Annotated in this window: 11 protein-coding genes and 1 tRNA gene; 5 read left to right on the plus strand and 7 right to left on the minus strand. The window is 69.9% G+C overall.

The window, feature by feature from the left end; genetic code table 11:
- Positions 1–32 precede the first annotated feature (32 nt).
- Positions 33–106, minus strand: a tRNA-Gly gene (locus NS184_RS00475).
- 212 nt (positions 107–318) lie between these two features.
- On the opposite strand from NS184_RS00475, the gene NS184_RS00480 reads away from it, so the two are divergent.
- Together NS184_RS00480 and NS184_RS00485 are read left to right on the plus strand one after the other, a co-directional pair.
- Positions 319–1452: a DUF6177 family protein gene (locus tag NS184_RS00480; RefSeq protein ID WP_058724179.1), complete on the plus strand. Its 1134-nt coding sequence runs from the start codon at positions 319–321 to the stop codon at positions 1450–1452.
- A 25-nt stretch (positions 1453–1477) separates the two neighbouring features.
- On the plus strand, positions 1478–1789 hold the full coding sequence (locus tag NS184_RS00485) for a hypothetical protein (RefSeq protein ID WP_152997979.1): 312 nt from the start codon (positions 1478–1480) through the stop codon (positions 1787–1789).
- Positions 1790–2011: 222 nt separating this feature from the next.
- On the opposite strand, the gene NS184_RS00490 is transcribed toward NS184_RS00485, so the two are convergent.
- Positions 2012–4057: a cytochrome c oxidase assembly protein gene (locus NS184_RS00490; protein ID WP_058724181.1), complete on the minus strand. Its 2046-nt coding sequence runs from the start codon at positions 4055–4057 to the stop codon at positions 2012–2014.
- 112 nt (positions 4058–4169) lie between these two features.
- On the minus strand, positions 4170–5294 hold the full coding sequence (locus tag NS184_RS00495) for a GNAT family N-acetyltransferase (protein WP_058724182.1): 1125 nt from the start codon (positions 5292–5294) through the stop codon (positions 4170–4172).
- An 80-nt stretch (positions 5295–5374) separates the two neighbouring features.
- Between NS184_RS00495 and dcd the strand changes: the two genes are divergently transcribed.
- The 3 genes from dcd (at position 5375) to NS184_RS00510 (ending at position 6950) form a co-directional block, all read left to right on the plus strand.
- Positions 5375–5962, plus strand: coding sequence for a dCTP deaminase (dcd, locus tag NS184_RS00500; RefSeq protein ID WP_022903028.1), 588 nt, complete (start codon positions 5375–5377; stop codon positions 5960–5962).
- Positions 5963–6093: 131 nt separating this feature from the next.
- The gene (locus NS184_RS00505) at positions 6094–6609 is read left to right on the plus strand and encodes a helix-turn-helix domain-containing protein (RefSeq protein WP_058724183.1); all 516 of its coding nucleotides are present in this window, start codon (positions 6094–6096) and stop codon (positions 6607–6609) included.
- The gene (locus NS184_RS00510; RefSeq protein ID WP_058724184.1) at positions 6606–6950 is read left to right on the plus strand and encodes a HepT-like ribonuclease domain-containing protein; all 345 of its coding nucleotides are present in this window, start codon (positions 6606–6608) and stop codon (positions 6948–6950) included. Before NS184_RS00505 ends, NS184_RS00510 begins: the two co-directional genes overlap by 4 nt.
- Before the next feature lie 129 nt (positions 6951–7079).
- Here the strand turns inward: NS184_RS00510 and NS184_RS00515 are convergent, their stop codons facing one another.
- From NS184_RS00515 to NS184_RS00530, 4 genes are all read right to left on the minus strand, one after another.
- A complete protein-coding gene (locus tag NS184_RS00515) occupies positions 7080–8183 on the minus strand; it encodes a substrate-binding domain-containing protein (protein ID WP_058724185.1) in 1104 nt (367 codons plus the stop codon).
- A gap of 85 nt (positions 8184–8268) precedes the next feature.
- On the minus strand, positions 8269–9561 hold the full coding sequence (gene mmsB, locus NS184_RS00520) for a multiple monosaccharide ABC transporter permease (protein ID WP_058724186.1): 1293 nt from the start codon (positions 9559–9561) through the stop codon (positions 8269–8271).
- Positions 9558–11081, minus strand: coding sequence for a multiple monosaccharide ABC transporter ATP-binding protein (gene mmsA / locus NS184_RS00525; RefSeq protein ID WP_058724252.1), 1524 nt, complete (start codon positions 11079–11081; stop codon positions 9558–9560). Before mmsA ends, mmsB begins: the two co-directional genes overlap by 4 nt.
- A gap of 480 nt (positions 11082–11561) precedes the next feature.
- On the minus strand, positions 11562–12581 hold the full coding sequence (locus tag NS184_RS00530; protein ID WP_058724187.1) for a LacI family DNA-binding transcriptional regulator: 1020 nt from the start codon (positions 12579–12581) through the stop codon (positions 11562–11564).
- Positions 12582–12778 lie beyond the last annotated feature (197 nt).

The following is a 12778-nucleotide window of genomic DNA, read 5'->3' on the forward strand; positions in this document are numbered from 1 at the left end:
TCGGTTCCGACCACGACGCAGACGAGAGAACGTGGAGCGAGTGACGGGAATCGAACCCGCGCTACCAGCTTGGGAAGCTGGAGTTCTACCATTGAACTACACTCGCGTATCCCGCTCGGCGGGACGTCGACAACCCTACCGGATTCTCCGCTGGAAGCCAGCCGCACGCGCTCCGGGTGTCTCCGTGGCGGCGGTGATCCGTGCCTCCAGGCCGTGACCGTGTAGGCGCTGTGAGCCCACCGACGTGACGGACAGGTGTCGCCCTCGTGTGTACCGTCCAGGGGGACCCGAGCGGCAGGACGACCGAGGAGGAACCGGATGGTCAGGCATCCCCTCATCGACGACGTGGTCGGCTCAGCGATCGTGGTGGACTCTGCTTCGTCGGTGGTGTGGCTGACCGACGCGTTCGCCTCCCTGCTCCGCCGTGCCTCCGCTGCCGGCCGGATGGTCGTGCTCCGCACCGGGGCCGGCGCGGCCCTGACCCCGGCGATGCGCCACGCACTCGGTGCGCACGGCGCGGCGTGGGCCGTCACCGACCTGGACGGGTCCGTGCGCGACGGACGCACCGGCGCGGCAGCGAGCGGGGTCGAGGACTTCGTCCGACGCGGACCGGAGCTCGTCGGGACACCGTCGCCGGAGCACCCGGTGGCGTCGGACTCCGTGCGGCAGATCAGCATCGACCTCACCCTGCGGCACCACGAAGGGCGCGCGGTCGACATGGGCTCCGCGATCGAGGCGCTCTGCGACACGGTCGGAGCGTGCCCGACCCGCTGGGGGACCGCCGAGCCGCTCACCGTGCCGTGGGACCGCTGGGTCGTGACGCAGTACGCGAAGCACGAGGCACCCGGCGTCTCCACCTCGTACGCGATCGGTGACGGGTTCTCGGCGACGATGACCGCGCACCTGCAGGACGGGGTCGTGATCGAGACCATGTCGGCGGTGCTCACGGTGCCGGAGGAGCACGCCGACCCGTCGCTCGCCGCACGCCTCTTCGACGCAGTGCGGCAGGTCGCGGACCAGGTGGAGCCGGTGTTCGGCGTCGTCATGCAGCGCCGCGGTGACGCGGACCACCTCGTGCGGGCGGTCTCGCACGGCGAGCCGTCACCGCTCGCCGTCGTCGTCGGCCCCGAGGCGACGGCCTTCCTGGACCGCGACGGGGAGTGGCCGCCGCCGCACACGTCGACCACCACGTTCGGGACCACCTCGGACCCGTCCTCGGGCGGCATCGCCGAGGACGCCGGGCTGATCGTCCGGTTCGAGCACGGGTGGGAGGCGCTCGAAGCCTTCCTGGACCGCATCGACGAAGACCGCTTCCTCCAGCTCGTCGGCGGTGCACCGCTCGACCCGGCTCACGAGGACGGCCACGTCGGGACACCGGTCAGCGGCGGCCCGGGTGCCGCGGTCGACGGAGGGCCTGGTGCCGCGGTCAGTGGAGGACCCGGTGCCGCGTGAGGTGACCCTCCTCTGCCGTCGGGCGGTGGAGATCCGGGACGTGGCGGAGGCGCTGCTGCTGCACGACGAGACGTGGGGTGTCCGCGCCCTCGACGACGGGCCGGTCATGCAGGTGTGCCGGGACGCGACGCACCCGATCGTGACGGTGCTCGGTGTTCGGCGGGTGGACGCCTTCGACGAGGTCGAACGGATCCTGCCGGAGGCGCCGACGCTCGAGGTGCCGCTGTGGTGGGTGGACGTGGTGACACCCGCGGGACACGACGGTGAGTCGGGCATCTCCGCGGCGCTCGAGGCGGCGATGGACCTCGACGCGGTGTGTCTCGTGCACGGGGACTGACGCGCTGGCGCCACAGCACGGACGCGCGGCTGGCCGACCCGTCCGACGCGGACGCACGGCTGGAGGCGGAGCGGCGGACGCGGCCGTCGGCGCACAACCGGAGTCCGTCGACACCACGGGAATGCGCAGTTCGGTCCGCCTTTGGTTGTGCGAACGCGAAACGCACCGGGCGCACCGGGCGCACCGCGCCCACCCGCCCGCGCCCGCGCGCACGAACCCCGCTCAGTCCCGGTCGCGCAGTGCCGCCAGCTGCTCGTTGTACGCCCTGAGGTCGGCGTCCCCGTCGCGGTCGGCCTTGCGGTCGAGGCGCTTGGCGTCCCGCGCGTCCGACTTCACCCAGTTCCGCACCACGAGCAGCGCGACGAACACCATCGGGAGCTCACCGGCGCCCCACGCGATCCCGCCTCCGGTGTGCTGGTCGGCCAGCAGCGCCGCGTCGTTCGTCTGTCCGAGCGCGTGGAACCAGTCGACCGCGAACACCGACTCCGAGGTCATCACCGCGACGCCGAAGAACGCGTGGAAGGCCAACGTCGCGAGCAGGGCGATGATGAGGATCGGGTACTGCGGTCGGGCGGGGCCGGGGTCGATGCCGACGAAGACCCAGAAGAACAGGTACCCGCTCAGCAGGAAGTGCACGACCATCAGGACGTGCCACTCGTGCGACTGCATCGCGTTCTGGAAGGCCGGCGTGAAGTAGAACACCACGAGGGACCCGGCGAAGATCACCCCGGCGACCGCGGGCTTCGCCATGAACTGCATGTAGCGGGAGTGCACGAAGAGCATCAGCCACTCGCGAGCCCCGCGTGAGCCGTCGTTGCGCACCGGCAGCGTCCGGAGGGCGAGCAGCACCGGGCCGCCGAGGACGAGCGGTAGCGGCACGAACATCATGAGCAGCATGTGCTGGACCATGTGCGACGAGAAGTGGATCATCCCGTAGACGGCCGGGCCGCCCGAGGTCGTCCAGATGAACAGCGCACAGCCGATCAGCCAGGCGATCGTCCGCCCGACGGGCCACTTGTCCCCACGCTTCCGGAGCTTCCGCACCGCGAGCAGGTACCAGCCGGCGCCGGTCACTGCGAGGGCTGCCCACACCCAGTCCCAGTGCCACTCGGTGAGGTACGTGTGGAGCGTCTGCGTCGGTGGGTACGGGTAGCCGATGAGTCCGGAGCGGGTGTCGTCGCCGGTCTCCGGCGTCTGCGGGATCGGCGGCTGCGAGCGCGACACCGCGACCGAGACGCCGATGGCCACGGCCATGAACACGATCTCGGCGAGGGCGAAGCGCGTGAACGATCGACGGTCGAGCGGCGAGCGGAGCAGAGCGGGCACCAGACGCCGGCGCTGTACCACCCCGGCCAGACCGAGCAGCACGAGGATCACGGCCTTCGTGGTGATGAGCCAGCCGTACGTCGTCGTGACGAGATCGAGCGGCCCGGTCAGCCGCAGCGAGGCGTTGACGATGCCCGAGAACGCGACCGCGGCGAACGACCACCCGGCCAGGGTCGAGTAGCGCGACACCACCCGGCCGGTCGCACCCTTCGTCCGGGTGCGGAGCAAGAGCACCGCGACGAGTCCGCCGGCCCAGACGCACACGCCGACGAGGTGCGTCGCGAGGGAGTTCACCGCGTTCGCGTGCTCGAGCGATCCAGCGGCGTGCCCCGAGAGCGCCAGCGGGAGCAGTGCGAACAGGGAGAGGACGGTCGCGACGGCGAGCGTCGTCACCCGCGTGGCGAACGCGGCGACGACGGTCGCGGCGAGGATCGCGGCCGCGGACACGACGAGTGCCTGGCCGATCTCGACCTGGAACGCGAAGAGCAGGAAGTTCCGTGCGAACACCGGCGAGTCCAACGGGACACCGAGCGTGTTCGCCCCGGTCAGGACGATGCTCACGACCGCGGCGAGGAACCACACGCCACCGGTCGCGGCGGCCCAGCGCGTGGCACGGTGCTGCACGCTGGAGACCGCCCCGTGGTCCTGCTTCCGCGCCGGCAGCGCGAACGCAGCGACGATGAGGAGGCCGATGGTGACGGCGGCCATCGTGTCGTGGACGGCGCGGGCGATCGGCAGGCCGTAGGTGACGAGGTCGCCGGCGGAGACGAGCTGCTGGTCGGAGCCGAACGCCCCGGTGACGACCATCCCGAGGACGGCGCAGGCCGCGGCGAGCGGGACGGCGACGACGAGGACCGTCGCGACGGTGGACGTGCGCGCGGTGACGGGCGCCGATTCCGGCGCCGCGCCTCCGGACGGGGGTGCGGAGGACGTGACGGTCATGACCGTCCCATGGTAAGCGCCCCAGCCGGGAGGCCCGGTGTGCGTCCGCCCCACCGGCTGCGGTCCGGCTCAGGCCGGGTCCGTCCGCCAGCCCGGCCCTCCGACACACCGTTCAGTCGCGGTGCTCCCAGATGCCCTCGCTGCCGACGCCGACGAAGCCGACGGCCTCGTTCACGTCGAGCATCGGCCGGTTCTCCTCGGCGTTGAAGGTGACGATCGACGGGCGTCCGGAGAACTCGCGCTCGACGTACGCGATGCCCTCCACCTTGAGCAACCACCCGAGCCGGTGTCCACGGTGCTCCCGCAGGACGAGGGTGTCCCACTGCATGACCGCACGCTCGGGTGCGTCCGGGACGGCCAGCTGCGTGAACCCGACGAGCGTGCCCGTGGTGACGTGCTCGACGGCGATCGTCACCATCGTCCTCGGCGCCCGCTCGAGCTCGGCCTCCTGCTCGCGGAGCCGGTCGGCGTCCCAGACGTCCTCCGGCTCCTCCATGTCGCCCTCGGGAGCGTCGGTCGACATCCGGGTGTGCAGCAGAGCGATGCCGTCGATCCACTGCTCGGGCGTCCGACCGGTCCAGGCGTGCGCGCGGTACGCGGCACCGGCGACGGAGGTGGCCCGCTCGCGGAGGGCGGCGACCACCGAGGCGTCGGCGGGCAGGGCGAGCCGGCTGATCCGGTTCACCTGGCCGAAGCGCCAGCCTCGACCGAGGAGGAAGCGGACCGCGGCTTCGTCCGCGGGCACGGCGCCGTACCCTGTCGGTGCCTGCAGGTACCCGTCGCCTGAGGCCGGCCCGACCTGCCGCGACACCGCGTACGTCTTCCACTGCGTCCGGCCGGCGTCCCGCGCGACCTGCTCGACCCGGTCGGCGAGCAGCGTGCCGACCCCGCGGCGCTGGTGGGCCGGGTCGACGCCGACGGCGAGCCAGCAGTTCGTCGTCCCGGGCTCGGTCTTCGAGTCGTACGCCGCCGAGCCGACGACCGTCCCGTCGGCGTCGCGGGCGACGAACAGCCGGGTGGGCGCTCCCGGCGTGTGGCACATCGGGAGGTACTCGTCCGGTGTCCAGGCCAGCTCGGCCAGTCCGTGCACCGCGCCTTCGGCGCGGTCGGACACCTCCAGCCAGTCACGGAACGCCGCCACGCGTGCGGGGTGGTCCTGCATCGTGGCGGGCACGTCGAGTTCCTCGACCACGTACCCGGTCGACGGGGCGGTCTCGGTGGGGGCTGCGTCGGTCATCGTCCTGCTCCAGTTCGCCGCCCGGACCTGGGCAGCCCCACAGGATATCGACGGCGGTGCCCGGCCGCTAGGCTTCCAGCGTGCTGCTCTCCGACCGCGACATCACCGCCCAGCTCGCCGACGGCCGCATCGGTCTCGACCCGTACGACGCGTCGCTCGTGCAGCCCTCGAGCATCGACGTCCGGCTGGACAAGTACTTCCGGCTGTTCGACAACCACAAGTACCCGCACATCGACCCGGCGGAGGACCAGCCGGAGCTCACGCGCCTGGTGGAGACCGACCCGGACGAGGCGTTCGTCCTGCACCCGGGCGAGTTCGTGCTCGGGTCGACGTTCGAGGTCGTGAGTCTGCCGGACGACATCGCGGCACGACTCGAGGGCAAGAGCTCGCTCGGCCGCCTGGGGCTCCTCACCCACTCCACGGCGGGCTTCATCGACCCCGGCTTCTCGGGTCACGTCACGCTCGAGCTGTCGAACGTCGCGACGCTGCCGATCAAGCTCTGGCCGGGCATGAAGATCGGCCAGCTCTGCTTCTTCCAGCTCTCGAGCCCCGCGGAGAAGCCGTACGGGTCGGCCGAGTACCAGTCCCGGTACCAGGGACAGCGCGGGCCGACGGCGTCGCGCTCGGCCCAGAACTTCCACCGCACGGACGTCTCCACGCGCGACTGAGACGCGCGGCGGACCCGCGGACCCCCAGGCCAACGACGCACCGCGATATAGCAGGAGCAATCCCCGCACGCGGTTGTGGCGAACCGCAGTGCATGGGCCGAGAAATTTCGCATTCTGTGTATCGTGGCCGCATGTCCGCAGTCCTCCCCAGGCCCGCGCCGCCGGTGTCGGCGGCCGAGCTCATCCGTGACGCCCGCGTCCGCGCCGAGCTGACCCAGGTGCAGCTCGCCGTGCGTGCGGGTGTCACCCAGAGCGTCATCAGCACCTACGAGAACGGTCGACGCGAGCCGTCGCTCGCCGCTCTGCAGCGTTTGCTGCTCGCGGCCGGCTTCACCGCGTCCATCGAGCTCGAGCCGGTGGAGGAGCCGCCGCCCCTCCGCGAACGCGTCGCCGCCGCCCGGACGGAACTGCACGCCATCGTGGAGCGCCTCGGCGGACGCAACCCCCGGCTCTTCGGGAGCGTCGCCCGTGGGCAGGACGGGCCGGGCAGCGACGTCGACCTCATGGTCGACCTGCGCCGAGGGCTCGGGATCTTCGCGCTCATGCGGATCCAGGACGAGGCCGAGCAGCTCCTCGGGACCCGGGTCGACGTGGTGGACGCAGCAGGCATGGACCCGCAGGTCGTGCGCGAGGCGATCCCGCTGTGACCCGGGGCACGGGGGAGCGCCTGGACGACGTGATCCGGGCGTGCGGGGTGATCGGCGAGTACGTCAGCGACGACGCGCTGCCGGAACACCTCGTGTACGACGCGGTCCGGATGCGACTGGTCGAGATCGGCGAGGCCGTGCGGATGCTCCCGGGGGAACTGACGAGGACCGAGCCGAGCATCCCGTGGGGCAAGGTGTCCCTGCTCGCGGAGCGGCTCACCCGCCGCTACTTCGACACCACGCCGACGGTCGTCTTCGGGACCGCTCGGACCGACGTGCCGCACCTGTGCGCGGCGGCCCGCCGTCTGCGGGTCGCGCACGTCGACGACGGCACCATCTGACGGCCTGGAGGCTCTGGGCACGCCCGCACCGTGCCTCCCGGCCGTCCTCCCGCCCTGACGCGAGGACGCGGGACGGCCCCGTCTCGCAGGTGCGAGACGGGGCCGTCCGTGTGCTGTGTGCCGAGGGGACTAGCCCTTCTTGGCGAGCTCCTCGAGGGTGTCGTTGCCCTTGTAGGCCTCGACCGCGTTCTCCTTGGTGACGAGGATCGGGGTGAGCTCGATCGCCGGGACCGTCTTGACGCCGTTGTAGTTGTTCGTCTTGTCGATCTTGGTGTCGGGCTTGTCACCCTTCGCCAGCGTCGAGACCAGGTCGATGGCGGCCTGGGCCTCTTCCGTCGTGTTCTTGTAGATGGTCGAGTACTGCGTGCCCTTCATAATGAGCGGGATCGACGCGGTCTCGGAGTCCTGACCGGTGACGACGGGGTTCGGCTTGCCGGCCGCCTTCGTCGCGGTGAGGATCGCACGGGCGAGCGTGTCGTTCGGCGAGAGGACGCCGTCGAGCTTGGTGTCACCCGAGTAGTACTGCGACAGCAGGTCGGTCATGCGCGACTGGGCGTTCTGCGCGAGCCAGCCCTTGGTCTGGACCTTCTGGAAGGTCTCCTGGCCGGAGGTGACCTTGAGGGTGCCGTCCTTGATCTTCGGCTCGAGCACGCTCATCGCGCCGTTGAAGAACACGGTGGCGTTGGCGTCGTCCGCCGAACCGGCGAAGAGCTCGATGTTGTAGGGGCCGCTGCCCTTCTCGGCCTTGAGGCCGTCGAGGAGCGCGGTCGCCTGCAGCTGGCCGACCTTGTAGTTGTTGAACGCCACGTAGTAGTCGACGTCCTTGGTGTTCAGGATGTTGCGGTCCCAGGCGATGACGGTGACGCCCTTCGCCTTGGCGGCCTTCACCTGCGAGCCGAGCTGCGAACCGTCGGCGGCGCCGATGATGACGACCTTGGCGCCCTTGGTCACCATGCCCGAGATCTGCGACTGCTGGTCCGGGACCGGGTTGCCAGCGTTGGCGTACTGGATGTCGGCCTTGAAGCCGGCGTCCTCGATCGACTTCTCGAACGCGGCGCCCGCGAGCACCCAGTTCTGCGAGGTCTTGGCGGGCAGGGCGACACCGATCAGGTCACCCTTCTTGATCTCCGTGCTGGCGGAGTCCGAACCGGAGGTCCCGCGTGCGGAGCAGCCGCTGAGGGCGAGGCCCGCGACGAGGGCCAGGCCGATGCCGGCGATGAGCTTCTTGCGCATGAGATTGCTTTCTCTTCGTTGAGGGGTGGTGCTGTGTGGTGGTGGGGTTCGTGCGCCGGGCGGACGGGCCGCCCGGCGCCACGTTCTACTGGGGGTTGACCTTCTGCGGCTGGTCCTCGATGGACCGCGGCTGCTGGGCACCCACGGTGTTCTGCTCGGTGTCCTTCCGCTGGAACTGCCGCATCATGCCGCCGATCAGCGACGGGCGTCCCTGGGACTTCGAGTAGACGTCGAAGGCGACCGCGACGAGGAGGACGAGACCACGGATGATCTGGACCTTGTTCGACTCGATGCCCATGAGCTGGAGACCGTTCGACAGGAGCGCCATGACGAGGCCACCGATGATCGACCCGGAGATGGTGCCGATGCCGCCGGCGACCGCGGCGCCACCGACGAACACGGCCGCGATCGCGTCGAGCTCCCAGCCGGTGCCGTCGGCGGGACCCGAGGCGTTCGAGTACCCGACGAAGACCATGCCCGCGACGGCGGCCAGGACCGACATGTTCGCCATGACGAAGAAGTTGACCTTGCGGGCGCTGACGCCGGAGAGGACCGCGGCGCTGGCGTTGCCGCCGACCGCGTAGACCTGGCGACCGAAGATCGTGTTCTTCGTGATGAACCCGTAGATGATCGTGAGGACGCCGAGGATGATCGCGACGATCGGGACCGAGGTGCCGACCGGGCCGGCGCCGAACAGGTAGGTCGCGACGAGCGTGACGGCGACGAGGATGCCCGTGCGGACGACGGAGACCCACAACGGCGGGACCTCGGCCTGCATCTTGCGGCGTCGGCGGCGACCGCGGACCTCGATGATGATGAGCGCTGCGATCGTCACCAGCCCGAGCAGGAGCGTGCCGTTCGAGTAGCCGAAGTCCGGGCCGAAGTCACCGAGGTACCCGGCGCCGATGGTGTTGTACGAGTCCGGGGTCGGGACCGACGTCGACTGACCGATGATCTGGTTCGCACCGCGGAAGATGAGCTGACCGGCCAGCGTCACGATGAACGCCGGGACGCGGACGAACGCCACCCAGAAGCCCTGCCATGCACCGACGAGCGCTCCGACGGCGAGGCCGAGGATGATCGCGGCCCAGGCCGGCCAGTGCCAGACCGACATCGACTGCGCGACGATGATGCCGACGAACGCCGCGACCGAACCGACCGACAGGTCGATGTGGCCCGCGATGATCACCATCACCATGCCGAGCGCGAGGATGAGGATGTAGGAGTACTGCAGGAACAGGTTGATCACGTTGGTGGGCTCGAGGATGAGCCCGTCCGTGGTGAACCAGAAGAAGGCGACGATCACGACGAGGGCGATGATCATGCCGTACTGGCCGATGCTGTTGCCCTTGCCGAAGAGCAGTTTCAGGTTGTTCATGAGACGGTGGCGCCCTTCCGCGCGGAGGTCATGCTGCGCATGAGGGTTTCGGGGTCGGCCTGGTCGGCCGGGAGGTCAGCGGTGATCTGGCCCTCGAAGATCGTGTAGATCCGGTCGGAGAGGCCGAGGAGTTCGGGGAGCTCGGAGGAGATGAGGATGATGCCCTTCCCCTCCGCCGCGAGCTGCTGGATGATGCCGTAGATCTCGAACTTGGCGCCCACGTCGATGCCGCGGGTCGGCTCGTCGAGGATCAGGATGTCCGGGTCGGTGAACATCCACTTCGACAGGACGACCTTCTGCTGGTTCCCGCCGGAGAGCTTCCCGACGTTCTCCTCGACGGTCGGCACCTTCGTGCGGAGCATCTTCCGGTACTTGTCGGCGACGTTGTACTCCTCGAGGGAGTCGACGACGCCGGCCTTCGAGATCTTCTGCAGGTCGGCCGAGACCGTGCTGCGCTTGACGGTGTCGAGCAGGTTCAGCCCGAGCGCCTTGCGGTCCTCGGAGACGTATCCGATGCCGTGCTCGATGGCCTGCTGGACGTTCTTGACCTCGATCTCGCGGCCGTCCTTGACGATCTCGCCGCCGAGCCAGGTGCCGTACGAGCGCCCGAAGATGCTCATCGCGAGCTCGGTGCGGCCGGCGCCCATGAGGCCCGCGAAGCCGACGATCTCACCGCGACGGACGTGGAAGTTCGAGCCCTTGCAGACCAGGCGCGACGGGTCGAGCGGGTGCTGCACCGTCCAGTTGCGGACCTCGAAGAACGTCTCACCGATCTTCGGGGTGCGGTCCGGGAAGCGGCTCTCGAGCGACCGGCCGACCATCCCGCGGATGATGCGGTCCTCGTTGACGCCGTCGCCCTTCACGTTGAGGGTCTCGATCGTCTTGCCGTCACGGATGATCGTGATGCTGTCCGCGATCTGCTCGATCTCGTTCAGCTTGTGGCTGATGATGATGCTCGAGATGCCCTTGGCCTTGAGCCCGACGATGAGGTCGAGCAGGTGCTGGGAGTCGTTCTCGTTCAGCGCGGCGGTCGGCTCGTCGAGGATGAGGAGCTTGACGTCCTTGTGCAGGGCCTTCGCGATCTCCACGAGCTGCTGCTTGCCGACGCCGATGTTCTTGATCTGCGTGTCCGGGTCCTCGGCGAGGCCGACGCGGGCGAGCAGGTCCTGGGCACGGAGCTGGGCGCTCGTCCAGTCGATCACGCCGAGCTTCGAGGGCTCGTTGCCGAGGAACAGGTTCTCGGTGATCGAGAGCTCCGGGATCAGCGCGAGCTCCTGGTGGATGATCACGATGCCGGCCTGCTCGGACTGCTTGATGTCCTTGAAGCGGACCTCTTCGCCCTCGAAGACGATCTCGCCCTCGTAGGTGCCGTACGGGTACACGCCCGACAGCACCTTCATGAGGGTCGACTTGCCCGCGCCGTTCTCGCCGCAGATCGCGTGGATCTCGCCGGCGCGGACGTCGAGCGACACCTCGGAGAGGGCCTTCACGCCCGGGAACTCCTTGGTGATGGACCGCATCTCGAGGATGGTCTCGGCTGCGGTCACCGACCTGGTGGCCAGGTCGGGGCCCTGTGGGGTTGACGCCACGGTGCATCTCCTTCTGCCGCTCCAGCGCGGCAGTCATTCGGGTTGACACTGCGGCAGCGGGGGCGCAGTCACCTGCGTGGACCTCGTTGTCGCGTCCGGTGCCCCGGCCGTGTGACGGTCCATGTGAACGGTCACATCGGCTGGAACGGGGGCAATCCTACGCACAGGTGTGCGGATCCTGTCAATCCGAGATTGTCGCGGTTGTGTAACGGCCCGCGTCATCCGGCGCGACGCGCCGGGCCGCGTCCCCCGGTGTGGGGTACTTCCGCGTCCTGTTGCGGATGTCCGCACGCGTCGGTGGGTCGTCGAGCGAACCGGCCTGGAGGCGCGTGGCGGCGCCGCCACGCGCCTCCAGGCCGCTGCCGGGCCGCATCGGGCCGACTCGTCGGGACGACCGGTCGGGACGTCGGGTCAGCGCGAGCGTGGCGCGCTCGTGGAGCCGCGCACCACGAGCTGGGGCACGATGTCGATCGGACGCAGCTGTTCGTCGTCCCGCGGGAGCAGGAGGTCGACGCAGCGTCGGCCGAGCTCGGCGAAGTCGACCTGGACGGTGGTCAGCGGCGGCCAGAAGTGCTTCGCCTCGGGGATGTCGTCGTACCCCACCACGGACAGGTCGCCGGGGACGTCGAGACCGTAGGACCTCGCCGCGTGCACGAGCCCGAGCGCCATCTGGTCGTTCGAGCAGAACACCGCCGTGCAGTCCCGCCACCGCAGGAGCTCGCGCCCCGCGTGGTACCCGAAGTCGGCCGTCCAGTCCCCGAGGATCGGCGCCACGACGGGCATGTCGCGGTCCGACATCTCGCGCAGGAAGCCCTGCATCCGGGCATCGGCCTCGATCCAGTCCTGGGGTCCGGCGATGTGCCGGACGTACTCGTGACCGAGGTCGAGCAGGTGCGCGGTGGCGAGCCGGGCGCCCTCCATCTGGTCCACCCAGAGAGCCGTCGGGTCCTCGCCGACGCTCGCGCGCATCGTGACGTACGGCGTCCGGATGCCCAGCTCCTCGATGAGGTCGAACACCTTCTGCTGCGGGGCGATCACCACGATCCCCTCGACGTCGAGGTCGAGCAGGCGCTGGATGCTCTCGCGCACGGCCTCGTCCGTGGTCTCGGTCAGGGTCGACGTCGTCACGTTGTACCCGCGGGCCACCGCGGCGTCCTCGATCGCCTGCAAGGCCACCGCGGGGCCGTAGTGCGCCCGACGTGCCGTCAGGACGCCGATCGTGTGCGTCCGGCTGGTCACCAGCGCCCGCGCGGCCCGGTTCGGCCGGTACTGCAACTGCTCCATCGCCGCGAGGACCCGGTCGCGGGTCTCGGCCCTGATGGCGTCCGAGTTGTTGAGGACCCGGGAGACCGTCTGGTGGGAGACCCCGGCGACCCGTGCGACGTCGCGGATGCTGGGCGCACGCGACTGCTGTGCTCGCGTCGACGCCATTCCTGCTCATTCCTGCCCGGTGTCGCGGCACGTCGATGTGCACGTTCACATTCCGGGCCTGATCATTATGCACGCCTCGCTGCTCCACGCCACCCGGGTCCGACGGCGGAGTTGTGTGGTCCGCCGCGATGGGGTACCGTTCACGCCGTATCCGGCATATCGCGGATCACCACAACTGCAGATCGGCCGTCCGCCCG

The organism is Curtobacterium luteum (assembly GCF_001475545.1).
In the GTDB taxonomy this organism is placed as follows: domain Bacteria; phylum Actinomycetota; class Actinomycetes; order Actinomycetales; family Microbacteriaceae; genus Curtobacterium; species Curtobacterium luteum_A.